The sequence below is a fragment of the Bradyrhizobium sp. B117 genome, from assembly GCF_038969555.1.
In the GTDB taxonomy this organism is placed as follows: Bacteria; Pseudomonadota; Alphaproteobacteria; order Rhizobiales; family Xanthobacteraceae; genus Bradyrhizobium.
Map to the genome: position 1 here is coordinate 9,784,830 of NZ_CP152414.1, position 17,062 is coordinate 9,801,891.

Sequence of the window (17,062 nt, forward strand, 5' to 3'; positions counted from 1 at the left end):
CTCCCCTTGTGGGAGAGGGCATCTCCGCTGCAAGCCAAGACCTCACTTGGGTGAGGGGTTAGTGCCGCAAGAGCCGTCCCATCGGCCGGTCCCCAAACGTCTCCGCCAATTTGCGAGGAATATGCGGCACGAGCCGACGGATGCAGAGGCAGCGATGTGGCGCCTACTCCGGGATCGTAGGCTCTCCACCTACAAGTTTCGCCGGCAGGTTCCATTCAAAAAATACATTCTCGACTTCGTCTGCTTCGACAAGCGACTCGTGATCGAGATCGACGGCAGTCAGCATGCGGAATCGCAACGTGATGCCGCCCGGGATGCCATACTTTCCTCTGAAGGTTTCTCAATCGCCCGTTACTGGAACAACGACGTGCTACAGCGGCCCACGTCTGTGTTGGAGGATATTCTTGCAAAGCTTGCCGGGCGGTAAGATACCCCTCACCCGTCGCCTCGCTTCGTGAGGCGCCACCCTCTCCCACAAGGGGAGAGGGGAAGAATCGCGTCCATGACAAAGACAGCATGACCCCCTCCCGCATTCATCGCCTGACGCTGACGCATTTTCGCAATTATCGGGCGGCGGGGCTCGAGACGGCGGCTGACATGGTGGCGCTGGTCGGGCCGAACGGGGCGGGCAAGACCAATTGCATCGAGGCGATCTCGTTCCTGTCGCCGGGGCGGGGCCTGCGGCGCGCGACGCTGGAAGATGTCGCCGACAACCAGGGCGACGGCTCCTGGGCGGTCTCCGCGCAGGTCGAGGGCGCCCTGGGCCTGGCGACGCTCGGCACCGGCATCGAGCCGCCGCGCACTGATGCCGCGGTGAGCCGGCGCTGCCGCATCGACCGCGAGCCGGTGGGTTCAGCCGCCGCCTTCGGCGACCATATCCGCATGGTGTGGCTGACGCCGGCGATGGACGGGCTGTTCATGGGCGCGGCTTCCGAGCGGCGGCGCTTCTTCGACCGCCTGGTGCTCGCCATCGACAACGAGCATTCCAGCCGCATCAACGCGCTCGAACGCTCGCTGCGTTCGCGCAACCGCCTGCTCGAGACGCGCAATTACGACGACCATTGGTGTGACGCGATCGAGCGCGAGACCGCCGAGCTTGCGGTGGCGGTTGCCGCCACGCGCGGCCAGACCGCGGCGCGGCTGACCGGCATGCTCAACGCACGCGCGCAGGCCACCGCATTTCCGTCGGCGCAGATCGCGCTCGACGGCTGGATGGAAAACGCGCTGCTCGAGGAGACCGCGACGTCGGTCGAGGACCGCTACCGCCAGATCCTGCGCGACAACCGGCCGCGCGATGCCATCGCCGGCCGCACCACCGACGGCCCGCACCTGACCGATCTCCAGGTGGTCTATGCGCCGAAGAGCATGCCGGCGCGCGATGCATCCACCGGCGAGCAGAAGGCGCTGCTGATCGGCCTCGTGCTGGCGCATGCGAGCCTGGTCGCCGAGATGACCGGCATCGCGCCGCTGCTGCTGCTCGACGAGGTCGTCGCCCATCTCGATCCGAACCGCCGTGCGGCGCTGTTCGACGAGCTGCGCAAGCTCGGCGCGCAGGTCTGGCTGACCGGCGCCGACCCGGCCGCCTTTGCCGAGATCGGCGCGGGCGGCGAAGTGTTTGACGTCGAGAGCGGACGAGTCTCGGCCCGGCGCTAGGCTATGGCGTTGAACCCGGCCGTTTTCCGCAGCGACTAGCTCTGTGAGGCCGCGCCGACGGTGTCGCAGCCGCTGCAAATCGCGCGATCATAGCAAGCGCGATATCTCTGGAGAGCAAGATGCGGACGGCAAGGCTCGGGACGAAAATCCCGGCACGATGGCGGGCGTTTGTGTGCGGCCTCGCTTTCCTCGCAAGCTGCGTGCTCGCGGCCAGCGCCAGCGCGTGGGTGCCGCATCTGCCGCAGCTGTTCTCCGCCGCGCTCACGCCGGACCCCGATGCCGCCCTGCCGGCGCCGACCCGCTACAGCTATCGCGAGATCCTCACCACCACGATGCTCGATGTCGACGCCCCGTTGCGCACCAAGCTGATCGCCCGCATCCCCGCCGATCTCGGCGAGGTGCTCGCCTTCTACCGCACCGAGCTCGGCAAGCGCGGCTGGCAGGAGCAGCACGATGGCACGGTGGTCACCGCCGATCGCGTGCACCTCGCCTTCGCTTCCCCGCTCGGGCCGGCCACGCTGGAGCTTGACCGCACGGACAGCGGCACCTCGGTCCATCTGGTGCAGCGGAATCGGGATGCCGCGACGAAGGCGCGCGTCATGCCCGAGTCCGGCCGTGCGGCGCTGATGTTCACCAATCTCGGCAACAAGGACGTCGTCTTCGTTCTCGACAACCGGGCCATCACCCTCCCCGCGCGCGCCGGCAAGGAACGCCCTCAGGCTCCGCTGTTCAATCTGCCGCCCGGCAAATACCCATACGCGCTGAAGATCGAGGGCCGCTCCGACCGCGACACGACGATCGATCTGGTGGCCGGTGATGCCTGGGACGTCACGGTCGGGCCCGATGGCGAGCTGTGGTCGCCGCTCCAGCTGTATTGAGCCCGCCGCCTGTGCCTGCAACGGCTGGGTTGAACCCGAGCGGTTCGCACGGCGACTTAGTGGTCCAGAGGCTGCGCTGACCGTGTCGCAGCCTCCGCATCGCGCGAAGCTCAAGACGTCCCTGGAGAATGGGTATGACGAGGTTAAGGCGCGGGACGAAGATCCCGGCACGATGGCGGCTGCTGCTGTGCGGCCTTACTCTGCTTGCCAGCTGCTCGCAGGAGCCGCTGACCGCAGCAGATCCTCACGCCGACATGCCCGTGCCGACGCGAGCCAGTCACACAAGCTTCAGCACTACCCACGCGTCCGGCATCGAAGTCCCGCTCCGGCTCGAGCTCAAGGCCCAGGTGCCCGCGGAGCTCAGCGACGTCCTCGCCTTCTACCGCGCAGAGCTCGGAAAGCGCGGCTGGCAGGAAAAGCCTGATGGCGCGATGGTCGCCGCCGATCGCGCCCTGCTCGTCTTCGCCTCCCCGAAAGGGCCGGGCGTGCTGACGCTCGACCGCGCCAAGGGTGAGACCATTGTCGACCTGGTGCAGCGGAATACGGAGACCGCGGCCAAGGCCAATTTCCTGCCGACCGCAGGACAAGCTCGGCTGATATTCGGCTATCTAAGGCCAGACGTCGCTTCGCTCGTGATCAACAATCAAACAATTGAGATCGCTGGCGGCGAAAATCATCCACAAACGCTGGATCTGCCGCCCGGCACGTACCCCTACGAGCTGCGCGCGTGGGGCCTTCTGCTGCGCGCCGATACCGTCACCCTGGCCGCAGGCGAGGCCTGGGACCTCAGCGACGACAAGAAGCCGTCCCAGATCTACTGAACCCGTAGCCATTTTTTCCGGGGGCGCGACGACGCCGCGGAACAGGCCTCCGCGCCCCCCGCAAAATCCACGCCTTTACGGGTCCAAAACGGGGTCTCGAATCGGGCTTTTTGCAGCGCCCAGAATCGGCCCTCGCCGGCCTTGAAAATCGGCCAAAAACACCCATCTTCCCAAAGGGTTGCCGGAAGATACTTTGCGCTAGGCGCAGGCCCTCTTTCATGGCACAAATAACCACCACATCAGCGCCTTTTGCGCAGCTGATTCGGGCGACATCTCGAAGGCCTCTCATGACAGAACCTGCTCGGCAGACGCCTGCCGAAAACGAGCCCTCCAACGCGAGCGATTACGGGGCGGAATCGATCCGTGTGCTCAAGGGTCTCGATGCCGTCCGCAAGCGCCCCGGCATGTATATCGGCGACACCGACGACGGCTCGGGCCTGCACCACATGGTCTACGAGGTCGTCGACAACGCGATCGACGAAGCGCTCGCGGGCCATGCCACGCGCGTCGACGTCGTCCTCAACGCCGACAATTCCGTCACCGTGCGCGACGACGGCCGCGGCATTCCCGTCGACATCCACAAGGGCGAAGGCATCTCGGCGGCCGAGGTCATCATGACCCAGCTGCACGCCGGCGGAAAATTCGACCAGAACTCGTACAAGGTCTCCGGCGGTCTGCACGGCGTCGGCGTCTCCGTCGTCAACGCGCTGTCGAGCAAGCTGGGCCTGCGCATCTGGCGCGACGACAAGGAGCACTACATCGAGTTCGCCCATGGCGATGCGGTCGCACCGCTGAAGGTGGTCGGCGACGCGCCGGGCCGGCGCGGCACCGAGGTGACGTTCCTCGCCTCGACCGAGACGTTCAAGAACGTCGAATATGATTTCGCCACGCTCGAGCACCGCCTGCGCGAGCTCGCCTTCCTCAATTCCGGCGTCAACATCATCCTCTCCGACATGCGCCACGCGGTCGAGAAGCGCGAGGAGATGCACTATTCCGGGGGCGTCGAGGAGTTCGTCAAATATCTCGACCGCAACAAGAAGGCGCTGGTGCCGGCGCCGATCATGGTGCGCTCCGAAGCCAACGGCATCGGCGTCGAGGCCGCATTGTGGTGGAACGACAGCTACCACGAGAACGTGCTGTGCTTCACCAACAACATCCCGCAGCGTGACGGCGGCACCCATCTCGCCGGCTTCCGCGGCGCGCTGACGCGCCAGGTCAACGGCTATGCCGAGGCCAATGCGAAGAAGGAAAAGATCGCACTGACCGGCGACGATTGCCGCGAAGGCCTCACGGCCGTCTTGTCGGTGAAGGTGCCGGATCCGAAATTCTCGTCGCAGACCAAGGACAAGCTGGTGTCCTCGGAAGTGCGCCCCGTGGTCGAGAACGTGCTCAACGAGGCGCTCCAGGCCTGGTTCGAGGAGCACCCGTCCGAGGCCAAGATGATCGTCGGCAAGGTGATCCAGGCCGCGGCCGCGCGCGAGGCTGCGCGAAAAGCGCGCGAGCTGACGCGCAAGAGCCCGCTCTCGGTCTCCTCGCTGCCCGGCAAGCTCGCCGACTGCCAGGAAAAGGATCCGGCGAAGTCAGAACTCTTCATCGTCGAGGGCGACTCGGCAGGCGGCAGCGCCAAGCAGGGCCGCAACCGCGAATTCCAGGCCGTCTTGCCGCTCCGCGGCAAGATCCTCAACGTCGAACGCGTCCGCCCCGACAAGATGCTATCGAGCGAGCAGATCGGCACGTTGATCACCGCGCTCGGCACCGGCATCAGCGACGAGTTCTCGATCGAGAAGCTGCGCTATCACAAGATCATCGTGATGACGGACGCCGACGTCGACGGCGCCCACATCCGCACGCTGCTGCTCACCTTCTTCTACCGGCAGATGCGCGACATCATCGACGGCGGCTATCTCTATATCGCCCAGCCGCCGCTCTATAAGGTCTCCAGAGGCAAGTCCGAGCAGTATCTGAAGGACGAGCGGGCGCTGGAAGACTATCTGATCGACGCCGGTCTCGATGACTGCGTCTACATTCCCGGCACCGGCGGCGACCGTTCGGGGCGTGATTTGCGCGCGCTGGTCGACGACGCCCGCGTGGTCCGCAGCATCCTGCGCAACCTGCACAGCCGCTACAACCGCAAGGTCGTCGAGCAGGCCGCCATCACCGGCGTGCTGAACAAGTCGGTCTACGGCAACCCCGAGAACGCCGCGGCCGCCGCGCAGTACATCGCGACCCGGCTGGACAGCCAGGCCGAGGAGGTCGAGCGCGGTTGGGTCGGGCAGTTCGTCGAGGGCCAGGGCTTCCTGTTCGAGCGCACCGTGCGCGGCGTCAAGGAAGCGGCCGTCATCGACGACGCGCTGCTCGGCTCGGCCGAGGCACGCAAGCTCGACGAGTACACGACCAAGCTGCAGGACGTCTACGCCCGCTCCGGCAAGCTGCGGCGCAAGGACAGCGAGCACGTGGTGCACGGCCCGGTCGACCTGTTCGAAGCGGTCACCGAGGCAGGCCGCAAGGGCATCACGCTGCAGCGCTACAAAGGTCTCGGCGAGATGAACCCGGAGCAGCTCTGGGAGACCACGCTCGACACCGAGGTGCGCTCGCTGCTGCAGGTGAAGGTCAAGGAGGTCGACGAGGCCGACGACATCTTCACCAAGCTGATGGGCGACGTGGTCGAGCCGCGTCGCGATTTTATTCAGGAACACTCGCTGAGCGCGACGATCGATATCTAGCGCGCCGCGACATTCACGAAAGGTCGTCATGCCCGGGCTTGTCCCGGGCATCCACGCTCTTCGTGCTCTGGGCAAAGGCGTGGATGGCCGGGTCAAGCCCGGCCATGACGCCGTGGACACACCCCCCTGAACCTCACCACCTGCCATCGCGACGAAGGGGCATGAGCCCGTCAGGCCAATTCCGGCCGGGAAGCGTCGTGCCATGACCGCCTCTGCACCCACCAGTTCCGCCGCACCGTCCCGCCGGCTCGGTATCATCGGCAGCATTGTCGGCGTGCTGGCGCTGATGGCGGCGGTGTTGCCGCATTGGGTGGTGCCGATGGTGTTTCCGCCGCCGCCGGCCGACCAGGTCATCGTCGACACCGGTCATCGCATCAAGGACCGGCTGATCGCGCGCGTGAAGGGCGTGCAGTATCAGGCGCCTAGAATCGAAAAATCCGCCGGACGAAGCTGGAGCGAAACCGCCTCCGTCACCGCAATCTCGCTCGGCCTGCTCGCCATCCTGCTCGCGGTGCTCGCGCTGATCTTCCGCGAGGAACGGCTCCTTGCCGGCGTCGCCGGCATCCTCGGCACCGGCGCCATCGCGATCGAGATCTCCTTCGTCATGATCGGCGCGCTGATCCTGATCGCCATCCTCTATGTGGTCGGGAATATCATCGGGCTGTTTTGAGGCGCGCCCGCCACAATTGCTCCCGCGCTCAATTCTCTGTAGTTTCCGCCCGAAACAGCCCGCCCACCCAACAGGACAGAACCAAGTGGCGCCCATCCAATACATCGTCGAGGGCGGTCACCGGCTCTCGGGCTCGATCGAGCCGTCCGGCAACAAGAACTCGGCGCTGCCGATCATCGCGGCCGCCCTGCTCACCGAGCATCCGGTGACGCTTGAGAACGTGCCGCGGATTCGCGACACCGAGACGCTGGTCGAGCTGGTCCGCTCGGTCGGCGCGGCGGCGGAGTGGACCGAGCGCAACACGCTTCACATCCACGCCAAGAGCATCCGCGCCGCCGATCTCGATCCTGAACTCTGCGTCCGCATCCGCGCCTCGATCCTGCTGGCCGGTCCCCTGCTGGCGCGCTGCGGCGAATTGATGCTGCCGCCGCCCGGCGGCGACGTCATCGGCCGGCGCCGGCTCGACACCCATGTGCTGGCGCTGGAGCAGCTCGGGGCCAAAGTCACCGCGACCGACCGGCTGGAATTCCGCGCGCCGAAGCTGACCGGTGCGGACGTGTTCCTGGACGAGCCCAGCGTCACCGCGACCGAGAACGCGCTGGTCGCGGCGGTCGCCGCCGACGGCATCACTTACTTGCGCAATGCGGCGTCCGAGCCGCACGTGCAGGACCTCGCCAACTTCCTGGTCGCGCTCGGCGCCAAGATCGACGGCATCGGCACCAACACCATGACCATCCATGGTCCGGCGACGCTGGGCGGGGCGACCTACCGGATCCAGCCGGATCATATCGAGGTCGGCTCGCTGATCGGGCTTGCCGCCGTGACGCGCTCGCCCTTGCGCATCACCCGCGCCGGCGTCGAGCATTTGCGCTCGATCCGCATGGGCTTCGAGCGGCTCGGCATCGTCTGCCGCGTCGAGGGCGACGATCTCATCGTGCCCTCCAACCAGACATTGAAGATCCAGGACGATTTCGGCGGCCACGTGCCGAAGCTGGAGGACCAGCCCTGGCCGGCCTTCCCGGCCGATCTGATGTCGATCGCGATCGTCACCGCCACGCAATGCGAGGGCGTGATCCTGATGTTCGAGAAGATGTTCGAATCCAGGATGTTCTTCGTCGACAAGCTGATCGGGATGGGCGCGCGTATCGTGCTCTGCGATCCGCATCGCGCCATCATCGCAGGCCCGAGCCGCCTCCACGGCGCGACGCTGAGTTCGCCCGACATCCGCGCCGGCATGGCGATGCTGCTTGCGGCGGTCTGCGCCGAGGGCACCTCCACCATCAACAACGCCGACCAGATCGAGCGCGGTTACGAGCGCATCGAGGAGCGCCTCAACGCGCTCGGCGCCAAGATCAAGCGCGTGCCGGAGCGGAAGGGCTGAGGCTTTTCTTCCTTTGTGGGAGAACTCTCCGCGACGACAGTATCGTAGGGTGGGCAAAGCGAAGCGTGCCCACGGTTTCTCTCGAAATCATTGATAGGTCGTGGGCACGGCGCAAAATGCGCCTTTGCCCACCCTACGATACCGAGGCGGCTTTCTTCCTTCTCCCCTTGTGGGAGAAGGTGGCGCGAAGCGCCGGATGAGGGGTTCTCTCCGCTCGCAGGATTGCTCGTGAGGATAGATACCCCTCACCCGTCTCGCCGCTCTGCGGCGAGCCACCCTCTCCCACAAGGGAAGAGGGGAGGAAGGCGGGCCATGTTTTCGACGCCTGGCCGTGCTATTGACCCGCCCGCCATGCTCGACACCGTCCAACATCACTCGCAGCCGCAGGCCGGCGCGCAGAACCATCTCGCGCAGGAATTCGTCGAGACGCTGCGGCTGGCCGTGCCGATGATGCTGACGCAGCTCGGGCAGATCGCGATGATCACGACCGATCTCGCGCTGATCGGGCGGCTCGGCGAGGAGGCCGTTGCAGCGGCCGCGCTCGCGCACACCGTCTATTTCGTCAGCTTCACCTTCGGGCTCGGCTTGATGTCCGCGGTATCGCCGCTGGCGGCGCAAGCGTTTGGCGCCGGCGACGTCCGGCGCATCCGCCGCTCCTTGCGCGTCGGGTTGTGGGCCGCGCTGCTGATCTCGCTGCCGATGATGGCCTCGCCGCTCTATGGCGAGCAGATCCTGCTGGCGCTCGGCCAGGCGCCGCAATCGGCCGCGCTGGCGCAGCGCTATCTCAACGGTCTTGCCTGGGGCATCGCGCCGGCGCTCGGCTTCATCGCGCTGCGCAGCATGATGAGCGCGGTGAACCGGCCGCAGGCGCCGCTGTGGATCACCCTTGCGGCGATCCCGATCAATGCCGCGCTGGTCTACTGCCTGATCCACGGCCTGTTCGGCCTGCCGGAGCTCGGCCTGTTCGGCGCCGGGCTTGCGACCACGCTGGTCAATCTCGGCACCTTCATCGCCGCGCTCGCCATCGCCGGTCTGCGCAAGCCGTTCGCGGATTATCGTCCGCTCGCCCATCTGTGGCGGATCGACTGGCCGCTGATGCGCCAGCTGATCGCGATCGGCGCGCCGATCTCGTTCTCGCTGCTGCTGGAATATGGTCTGTTCTCGTCGGCGGCATTGCTGATGGGGTTGATCTCGACCGCCGCGATCGCCGCGCACCAGATCGCGCTCCAGGTCACCGCCGTGCTGTTCATGGTGCCGCTCGGCATCGGCATGGCCGCGACGGTGCGGGTCGGCCATGCCTTCGGCCGTAACGAGCCGCTTGCGGTCAAGCGCGCGGGCCTCGTCGCAGCCGTGCTCGGGATCGTCCTGGTCTCCGCCCTGACGGTCGCCATCATCATCGGCCGATATCAGGTGGGACGGCTGTTCTTCGGCAACAGCGAGGCCAGCGCGCCGACCATCGAGCTGACGGCGACGCTGCTGGTGATCGGCGCGACCTTCTTCATCGCCGACGGTCTCCAGACCATCATGGGTGGCGCACTGCGCGGCATCAATGACACCAGGATGACGCTGGTGTTCGCGGCGATCGGCTATTGGTGCGTGGCATTTCCCGTCGGCTGGGTGCTGGCTTTCAACGCCGGCCTCGCCGCGATCGGTGTCTGGGTCGGGTTCTCGATCGGAACGTTCGTCTATGCCGGACTCTTGATCTTGCGATTCCGGATGCTGACGCGCAGACTGGTGGGATGACAGGTCCCGTTCGCGAAGTCGCCCCCAATGTCGACGCCGGCGCGGTGCTATCAGGCGCGCAGTTCATCGATGCCTTTCGTGTCGAGGTCGGCGCGACGCAATTGAGCGCCCGCGAGGCCTGCACCCGAATGGTGCTGCATGGGCCGCGCTGGATCGATGCGCTGACGCGCTTGCGCAACATCCTGGTGAAACCCTTCGGACTGAAGACGTCGGGCCAGGGCGCTCCGGCTCCGCACGGGATGATCGGCCTGTTTCCGGTGCTGAGCGAAACGCCGGAGCGGCTGATCGCCGGGTTGGACGACTACCATCTCGATTTCCGCGTCGTTGTTGACGTCGCCGGCGACGCGGCGGACCGGCGGGTGACATTGACCACGTTGGTGCGGACCAACAATCTGCTCGGGCGAACCTACCTCACGCTGATCGTACCGTTCCACAAGCTCGTGGCCCGCAGCATGATGGGAGACATCGTGGAGCCGGCCCGATGACCCTGTCCGTCGATCTCTTCTACTCCTACCGCAGCCCCTTCAGCTATCTGGCCCTGCCGAAGACGCTGAGGCTCGTCGAAGAGTACGATCTCGCGGTCAACCTGCGGCCGGTCTACCCGCTCGCGGTGCGCGTGCCCGGCTTCTTCAAGAAGGCCAGCCCGAACTTCATTCGCTATGTGGTGCTCGACAGCACGCGCGTGGCGCAGCACGAGGGCATTCCGTTCCGCTTTCCCCGGCCAGATCCGATCGTGCAGGACAAGGTGACGTTCGATGTTGCGACCGAGCAGCCCTACATCCACCGGCTGACCCGGCTGGGCGCGATGGCGCAGCTCGAGGGTCGCTCGCTCGCCTTCACCGACGCGATCGCGCGCGTGCTGTGGGACGGCTCGGTGGCGGGCTGGAATGAAGGCGACCACCTCGCGCGCGCCGCCGACAAGGCCGGCTTCGACCTCGCCGCGATGGACGCAGCGATCGCGGCCGATCCGGATCGCTACGAGCAGGTGATCGCGGAGAACGAAAAGGACCATGCGGCATCAGGCCATTGGGGCGTGCCGACCTTCGTGTTCGCGAACGAGCCGTTCTTCGGCCAGGACCGCATCGATCTGCTGCTCTGGCGCATGCAAAGCAAGGGCCTGGCGAAGCGCCAGCCGTGACGGCGTGAACCGGTTTCCCTGAGATCGCGACTGAGACATGGCGCCCCGATGCCGGCGGCGCCTTCGGAGGTCGCATGTATCTGGCAAAATTCTTCCACCGCCCGCCCGGCGACGATGATCGCGAATTGATGCTGGTCCCGGGCCGCGACCCCATGGTGGTCGGCGTTCACATGAACTGGAAGGGCGATCCTGACGCGGACCAGTTTCTGCGCAAGGAATTTTCCGGCATCGCCGACGCAGCCGCCGCGTTCCGCCGCCATGTCGCCGAGCTCGTCGCTTCCGGCTATGTCGAGACGGACCATACCAACTACACGCTGCGCGACCTCGGGCCCGGCCCGCAAGCCAAGCCGGACTGGCAGAAGGGCCTTGACGAGCTGATGATCCTCGCGCTCAGCGCACCGATGCCCGAGCAGGCGAGGCAGCTCGACGCGCTCAGGGGCACGCCGGCCGAGCATGAGCCGCTGTATCTCTGGCATGCCGCGCGACGCAGCTATTCTGCCGGAGACGACCCGGCGCAGGCGGTGCGTCTTGCCGAACAGGCGCGCGACACGCTTGTTGCGCGGCGCGCTGCCAAGCAGCCGCATTATGCGTGGTCGATCTACGAGGGCGATCTGGAAGGGCGTATCCTGGAATTGCTGAGCGATGCCTATCTGGAGGCCGACAATCCCGACGCCTCGCTGCATACGATCGAGCATCTCTGCAAGGTCTCCCCGAGTCAGGACCGGATCGTCAAGCGCGCCGAGCTGCTCTGCGCGCATTTCCCCGAGCGGCGGGAAGAAGCCTTCGACGATGCCTATCAATGGTCCCGGTTCGGCGGCTTCGACGACATCATGGCGCTGCCCGACTATGCCGAATATGTCGCACGGCGCAAGGCGAGCAAATCCGCCAAAGGCTGGCGCTGGAAGCGCGGCAAGCCGGCGAGCGAAGCCGACATCCACGCGGCGGAGCAGGCGCTCGGCGTCCGGCTGCCCGACGACTATCGCAAGTTCCTGCTGACCCGCGGCGAGACCGAGCTGCTGGTCCGCTTGCCCGAATCCTCCTCCGAGCTCCGTTTCTATGCACCTCGCGAGCTCACCACACAGCAACGCTATGTATTCGACTTCATCGCCCATTCCGAAGACGAGCTCGAGGACGCCTGCACCTATTTCCGCAAGGAGTATGGCGTTTCATTGAGGCACCTCATTCCCATCGCCGAACCGTCGCAGCACAGCCGCTGCCTGCTGCTTCATGTCGAGCCCGGCGAGCGCTATGGCTGGTGTTTTCAATGGGACCATGACGGCGCATGGGAGCTGGAGCAGAAGCAGCCGGGCTTTGACGTCGCGCTGAAGAAATTGACCGACGGAATCAAGCGGCGCGAGCCGGAGCAGCTGGCGTTCTTCGATCTTTAGAGAGATGAGACATGAGCAATCGCGTCAACGGAAGCGCGTTCCCTCCCCCTTGTGGGTAGGGCAATCGCATATGGATTTCACGAGGATTGTCTGCGGGCTTGCTCCGCCTCTCCCGCTTGCGGGAGAGGCCGACGCGCTCGCAGAGCGCGGCGGGTGAGGGCTCTCTCCTCTTGGGGATTATCCCGTTGCGGAGACACCCTCTCCCCACCCCTCTCCCGCAAGCGGGAGAGGGAGCCCAGTGCCCATGCCGCCGCATCGTGCAAGCCATATGCGATTGCCCTGCCCTAGTGGGGGAAGGGAACGGAGAGAGCGCCGTTGCCGGCAGAGCTCGTTTCGGCTTCTAGCTCGATTCACTCAGCCACACGCGCCGACTTGTCACTTGCTGCCTCCGACCATTCGCCGACGACGCGGTCGAGGTCGCAGAGATTCTGGTGCATCTGCTCCAGGGAGAAGCCGAGCGCGAAGAAGCGTTCGGCGGTGTCGCCGGGCTGGCCGCGGATCAGGCCGTCATGACGGACGGACGCGACCGCCTCGGCGTAATGCTGGAGCGCGACGTGGACGGGATGGATCGGCGGCGCGCCGGCACCCTCGCGCAAGGCCGCGGCAGCCGAGCGCAGGAAGCGCGCGATCACGGTCGAGACCTCCGTCAGGGGCGCAGCGAGCCGCATCTGCACCTCGACCGGCAGCGGCACCACCGTGGCGCGGCCGATCATCACGACGTCATGGCGCAGCCGCAGCACGGTGCGCAGCAGCGGGCCGGTGTCAGGCCCGCTCGACAGCCGCGCGGCGCGCTCGCGCTCGGCCTCGGCGCCGATCGCATTCATGCCCACCATGGCCGTGCCGATGCCGTCCTGGATCCGGTGCAGCGCGTCGTTGTCGCGGCCGCGCGTCAGGCCGGCGAGCAATTCGGTGAAGGCATCGGCGATCAGCTCGAGCAATTGCGCCGCCGCGGCGCGAATCTGCCGCACCGCGCGCGAGGGCAGAACGAGAAACGAGACCAGCAGTCCCGTGATCGCGCCGACGCCGACCTCGGAGACCCGGTCGATCGCCGAAGCAAGTGGATCGGCATGATGCATGGTCGGAACCAGCAGCACGATCACCGCGGTGACCGTGGCCGCGTTCAGGCTCGGATTGATCGCGGCGATGAAGGCAAGCGGCGCGACCGCGAGCACCAGGAGCGCCAGCAGCCCTGTTTCACTCGAATAGTGCAGTAGAATCGCGATGGCGCCGCCATAAATGGCGCCGCCGATCGTGCCCATCACATAGTCGCGCGTCGCCTTCAGCGAACGCCCGACGCTCATCTGGGTCACGATCAGCGAGGTCAGGACCGCCCAGAGCGGCAGCAAGAGATGCAGCGCGGTGGCGATGACATAGGCCGCCACGGCCGCCACCGTGACCCGGATCGCCAGCCCCAATTGCGTGCGCCGCGCCCTGATCCGGTCGAACGCCTTCCTCGCGAATGTCATCGTCAGAAGCCCCGGTCCAATCCCTTGTAAAGCCAAAGCATAGCTGATGCCCGCGGCCGCAAGCCCGCTTGAAAGGCCAAATCAGCCCGCCTAACTTGCGCGCCAAAACGAGGAAACACGATGGCCCACGAAACCGCAACGCTCGCCGCCTATGTCGTCAATCTGAAATACCAGGATATTCCGGCGGAAGTGCTGGATCGCGCCAAGGTGTTGACGCTCGACTTCCTTGGTAGCGCCATCCGGGCCCGCAGCGAGGCGGAATCGACTCCCTCGATCCTGAAGATGCTGGAGGCGCTCGCGCTCGACACCAAGGGCGAGTCCACCGTGTTCGGCGACACCAAGACCTGGACGCCGGCAGTCGCGGCGCTCCTGAACGGCGCGCTCGGCCATTCCCTCGATTTCGACGACACCCATGCCGATTCCTCGCTGCATCCGAGCGCACCGGTGGTTCCGGCCGCCTTCGCCGTCGGCGAGATGGTCGGCGCGTCCGGGCGCGACGTGCTCACCGCGATCGTGGCAGGCTATGAAGTCTGCTGCCGGCTCGGCAACGCGCTCGACCCGACCTCGCATTATGCGCGCGGCTTCCACCCGACCGCGACCGCCGGCACCTATGGCGCGGCCGCGGCGGCCGGAAAGCTGTTCGGCCTCTCCGAGAAGCAGATCATCTCCGCCTTCGGCGTCTCCGGCAGCCAGGCCGCGGGCTCGCTGCAATTTCTGGTCAACGGCTCCTGGAACAAGCGCTATCAGGTCGGCGCCGCCGCGATGAACGGCGTGATCGCAGCGACGCTGGCGCGCAACGATTTCGTCGGATCGACCGAATCGGTCGAGGGCAAGCACGGCCTGCTCGCCGGCTACACCGACGATGCGCATCCGGACAAGGCGGTCGCCGAGCTCGGCAAGACCTACGAGACCATGAAGATCGGCGTAAAACCTTATCCGAGCTGCCGCTACACCCATGCTGCGATCGACGCGCTGATCGCGATGCGGCGCGAGCACAATCTGACGCCCGACCAGGTCAAGCGTGTCGAGATCGGCCTGCACCGCAACGGGATCACGCTCACCGGCGATGCCGCGACCAAGCGCCACCCGCGCTCGATCGTCGGCGGCCAGTTCTCGATGTTCTTCACCGGCGCGCTCGCGCTCGATCAGGGCTCGTTCGGCTGGGACGACTATAACCGCCTTGGCGATGCCGCCATCGACGCGCTCGCCGACAAGTTCGACGTGGTGCAGGACGACCGCCTCGAGGTCGGCCGCACCCATCCGTTCGGCGCCCGCGTCAGCATCACGACGGATGATGGCGTGCACGAGCGGCTCTATGCCGATCCGTCCGGTGAGCCGAATTCGTTCCCCGACACGCAGGCCATGCAGCAGAAGTTTTTGACATTGGCCCGGCCTGTGCTGAACGCGCGGGCGGAGAAGTTCGCCGATGCGATCATGACGCTGGAGCGGTTCGATCGCGTGGCCAAGGCAACGGAGCTCGGGAGGTAGCAGCGGCGCTTCTTCCCCTCTCCCCTTGTGGGAGAGGGTGGCTCGCCGCGCTAGCGGCGAGCCGGGTGAGGGGTCTCTCTCCGCGCCCTCAAATGAAAGTTGGACTCGCGGAGAGATACCCCTCATCCGGCGCTTCGCGCCACCTTCTCCCACAAGGGGAGAAGGAAGAAAGAGGCGGCGCGTCGCGCTCCGCTCCTCTCAATTCACCCCCGCCATCTTCCCCTTCTCGCGCGTCGCCGCTACCACATCGCGCACGAGGTCGAACACGCCATCCACATCCGGCGGCCAGTTCGGCGAGCGGCCCATCCGCACGATCACCAGCTGCTCCGACGGGATCACGATGGTGTACTGCCCGATCGTGCCCTTGGCGAAGAACGCATCGCGCGGCCAGCCGTGTGTGATGCGGAAGTCGGCGCCAAAGCTGTCACCTCGGTTGGTCCAGAAGCCGGCGCCGATGCCGACCCATCCGCCCGGCGTCGCCGTGGCCGAATAGTTCACCCAACCCTCGGGCAGGATGCGCTTGCCGCCGGCGACGCCGTCATTGAGATAGAGCTGGCCGAAGCGCGCCCAGTCGCGCGCCGACGCCATCATCTCGCCGGAGCCCTCGATCGTGCCCGAAGCGTCGAGCTGGAGCGTGACGTGGCGCATTCCGAGCGGCGCGAACAACTCGCGGCGCGCGAAGGCAAGCGCATCGGCGGGCTTGCCGCCGGCGGCGTTGCAGATCAACTGCGCGAGGATGAGGTAATTGCCATCGTGATAGTTCCACGCCGTCCCCGGCGCGGTGGCGAGCGGCACGCGCTCGGCGAAACCAGCCATATCGTCCTCGGCATATTTCATCGTGTTGACCGGCTCGAGCACGGAGCCAAGCTTGGCCTCCAGCGAGCTTCCGAGCGCAATGCCGGCGGTGTGACGCAACAACTGGTGGACGGTGATGGCATGGCGCGGATCATCCGGATTCTGCCAGGCGGCAATTGGCGCGGGACCGTCGAGCTTCAGCTTGCCCTGGCGCACGAGGATGCCCGTCAGCGCCGAGGTCACCGACTTCGTCATGGAGAAGCCGAGCAACTGGGTCGCCGGCCCGACACCGTCGGCGTAGCGCTCGGCGATGATGCGGCCGGCCTTCATGACGACGATCGCGCGGGTGCGGCGATAAGGCGGCTGCGCGGGTTCAGAGAAGGCGCGGTCGAGCGCGGCTGACAGGCCCTCGCTTTGCGGAGCGACGATATCAGGACCGGCGACTTCGGGCAGCAACGCGGGCTGCTTGTCGTCGGGCGGCAATGCGACATCGGCGATCCCCTGCCCGTGCTCGAGCGTGCAGCCGAGCCCCTCGCGATAGACGGCGTGGCTGCGGCCGATGCCGAACAGCGTCACCGTGACGTCCTTGCGGGCGCGATCGATCTGCAAATTCATCGCCCAGGTCAGCAGATCCGCGCCCGGCATCGCGTCGGTGGTTTCAGTGAGGTCGCGCTGGGGATCGAGGCCGGAGACGAACGTCTCCGAGCAGAGCGTGTGGGCAATGAAGCCGGTGGCAACCTTGGGCACGTCACGGGCCCGCGCCGCACCGAAGGCGAGGCCGGCACAGGCAATGGCGGTGGTGAGGAGGAGGATGTTGCGGCGGCGGGTCACGGGCTTTCTCCGGTTCGAGGCGAGTGCCGGGAGGAAGCCGGAGGCGGGCGACGCGCGCTCGCCGGATTTGGAAAATGACCTAGTTGA

14 protein-coding genes are annotated in these 17,062 nt (G+C 66.3%); 12 read left to right on the forward strand and 2 right to left on the reverse strand.

Going from position 1 to position 17,062, the window contains the following annotated elements; translation table 11 throughout:
* Positions 1 to 61 precede the first annotated feature (61 nt).
* From AAFG16_RS46365 to AAFG16_RS46415, 11 genes are all read left to right on the forward strand, one after another.
* Positions 62 to 427: a DUF559 domain-containing protein gene (locus AAFG16_RS46365; RefSeq protein ID WP_342736001.1), complete on the forward strand. Its 366-nt coding sequence runs from the start codon at positions 62 to 64 to the stop codon at positions 425 to 427.
* 89 nt (positions 428 to 516) lie between these two features.
* A complete protein-coding gene (gene recF / locus AAFG16_RS46370) occupies positions 517 to 1,653 on the forward strand; it encodes a DNA replication/repair protein RecF (RefSeq protein WP_342736003.1) in 1,137 nt (378 codons plus the stop codon).
* Positions 1,654 to 1,772: 119 nt separating this feature from the next.
* Complete coding sequence (locus AAFG16_RS46375) at positions 1,773 to 2,531, forward strand: hypothetical protein (protein ID WP_342736005.1); 759 nt, start codon at positions 1,773 to 1,775, stop codon at positions 2,529 to 2,531.
* A 134-nt stretch (positions 2,532 to 2,665) separates the two neighbouring features.
* On the forward strand, positions 2,666 to 3,352 hold the full coding sequence (locus tag AAFG16_RS46380; RefSeq protein WP_283082824.1) for a hypothetical protein: 687 nt from the start codon (positions 2,666 to 2,668) through the stop codon (positions 3,350 to 3,352).
* A 287-nt stretch (positions 3,353 to 3,639) separates the two neighbouring features.
* The gene (gene gyrB, locus AAFG16_RS46385) at positions 3,640 to 6,075 is read left to right on the forward strand and encodes a DNA topoisomerase (ATP-hydrolyzing) subunit B (RefSeq protein ID WP_342736008.1); all 2,436 of its coding nucleotides are present in this window, start codon (positions 3,640 to 3,642) and stop codon (positions 6,073 to 6,075) included.
* Positions 6,076 to 6,277: 202 nt separating this feature from the next.
* A complete protein-coding gene (locus AAFG16_RS46390) occupies positions 6,278 to 6,745 on the forward strand; it encodes a hypothetical protein (protein ID WP_283082826.1) in 468 nt (155 codons plus the stop codon).
* A gap of 85 nt (positions 6,746 to 6,830) precedes the next feature.
* Positions 6,831 to 8,126, forward strand: coding sequence for a UDP-N-acetylglucosamine 1-carboxyvinyltransferase (gene murA / locus AAFG16_RS46395; protein WP_342736010.1), 1,296 nt, complete (start codon positions 6,831 to 6,833; stop codon positions 8,124 to 8,126).
* A gap of 351 nt (positions 8,127 to 8,477) precedes the next feature.
* Positions 8,478 to 9,869, forward strand: coding sequence for an MATE family efflux transporter (locus AAFG16_RS46400; RefSeq protein WP_342741089.1), 1,392 nt, complete (start codon positions 8,478 to 8,480; stop codon positions 9,867 to 9,869).
* Positions 9,866 to 10,354, forward strand: coding sequence for a DUF2867 domain-containing protein (locus AAFG16_RS46405; RefSeq protein WP_342736012.1), 489 nt, complete (start codon positions 9,866 to 9,868; stop codon positions 10,352 to 10,354). The genes AAFG16_RS46400 and AAFG16_RS46405 overlap by 4 nt, the downstream gene beginning before the upstream one ends.
* A complete protein-coding gene (locus tag AAFG16_RS46410) occupies positions 10,351 to 11,007 on the forward strand; it encodes a DsbA family protein (RefSeq protein ID WP_342736014.1) in 657 nt (218 codons plus the stop codon). The genes AAFG16_RS46405 and AAFG16_RS46410 overlap by 4 nt, the downstream gene beginning before the upstream one ends.
* A 74-nt stretch (positions 11,008 to 11,081) precedes the next feature.
* Entirely contained in the window at positions 11,082 to 12,395 is a 1,314-nt protein-coding gene (locus AAFG16_RS46415) for an SMI1/KNR4 family protein (RefSeq protein WP_342736016.1), read from the forward strand.
* Positions 12,396 to 12,745: 350 nt separating this feature from the next.
* Here AAFG16_RS46415 and AAFG16_RS46420 read toward each other — a convergent pair whose 3' ends face one another.
* Positions 12,746 to 13,861: an FUSC family protein gene (locus tag AAFG16_RS46420; protein ID WP_283082831.1), complete on the reverse strand. Its 1,116-nt coding sequence runs from the start codon at positions 13,859 to 13,861 to the stop codon at positions 12,746 to 12,748.
* 120 nt (positions 13,862 to 13,981) lie between these two features.
* Between AAFG16_RS46420 and AAFG16_RS46425 the strand changes: the two genes are divergently transcribed.
* Complete coding sequence (locus AAFG16_RS46425; RefSeq protein ID WP_342736018.1) at positions 13,982 to 15,349, forward strand: MmgE/PrpD family protein; 1,368 nt, start codon at positions 13,982 to 13,984, stop codon at positions 15,347 to 15,349.
* A gap of 198 nt (positions 15,350 to 15,547) precedes the next feature.
* Here AAFG16_RS46425 and AAFG16_RS46430 read toward each other — a convergent pair whose 3' ends face one another.
* Positions 15,548 to 16,975: a serine hydrolase gene (locus tag AAFG16_RS46430; protein WP_342736020.1), complete on the reverse strand. Its 1,428-nt coding sequence runs from the start codon at positions 16,973 to 16,975 to the stop codon at positions 15,548 to 15,550.
* Positions 16,976 to 17,062 lie beyond the last annotated feature (87 nt).

Bases quoted from the DNA above. Each gene is read 5' to 3' on its own strand.
- AAFG16_RS46425 (WP_342736018.1), top strand. From the start codon at position 13,982: ATGGCCCACGAAACCGCAACGCTCGCCGCCTATGTCGTCAATCTGAAA.
- AAFG16_RS46380 (WP_283082824.1), top strand. From the start codon at position 2,666: ATGACGAGGTTAAGGCGCGGGACGAAGATCCCGGCACGATGGCGGCTG.
- AAFG16_RS46400 (WP_342741089.1), top strand. From the start codon at position 8,478: ATGCTCGACACCGTCCAACATCACTCGCAGCCGCAGGCCGGCGCGCAG.
- AAFG16_RS46410 (WP_342736014.1), top strand. From the start codon at position 10,351: ATGACCCTGTCCGTCGATCTCTTCTACTCCTACCGCAGCCCCTTCAGC.
- recF (WP_342736003.1), top strand. From the start codon at position 517: ATGACCCCCTCCCGCATTCATCGCCTGACGCTGACGCATTTTCGCAAT.
- AAFG16_RS46390 (WP_283082826.1), top strand. From the start codon at position 6,278: ATGACCGCCTCTGCACCCACCAGTTCCGCCGCACCGTCCCGCCGGCTC.
- AAFG16_RS46405 (WP_342736012.1), top strand. From the start codon at position 9,866: ATGACAGGTCCCGTTCGCGAAGTCGCCCCCAATGTCGACGCCGGCGCG.
- AAFG16_RS46415 (WP_342736016.1), top strand. From the start codon at position 11,082: ATGTATCTGGCAAAATTCTTCCACCGCCCGCCCGGCGACGATGATCGC.
- AAFG16_RS46420 (WP_283082831.1), bottom strand. From the start codon at position 13,861: ATGACATTCGCGAGGAAGGCGTTCGACCGGATCAGGGCGCGGCGCACG.
- AAFG16_RS46375 (WP_342736005.1), top strand. From the start codon at position 1,773: ATGCGGACGGCAAGGCTCGGGACGAAAATCCCGGCACGATGGCGGGCG.
- gyrB (WP_342736008.1), top strand. From the start codon at position 3,640: ATGACAGAACCTGCTCGGCAGACGCCTGCCGAAAACGAGCCCTCCAAC.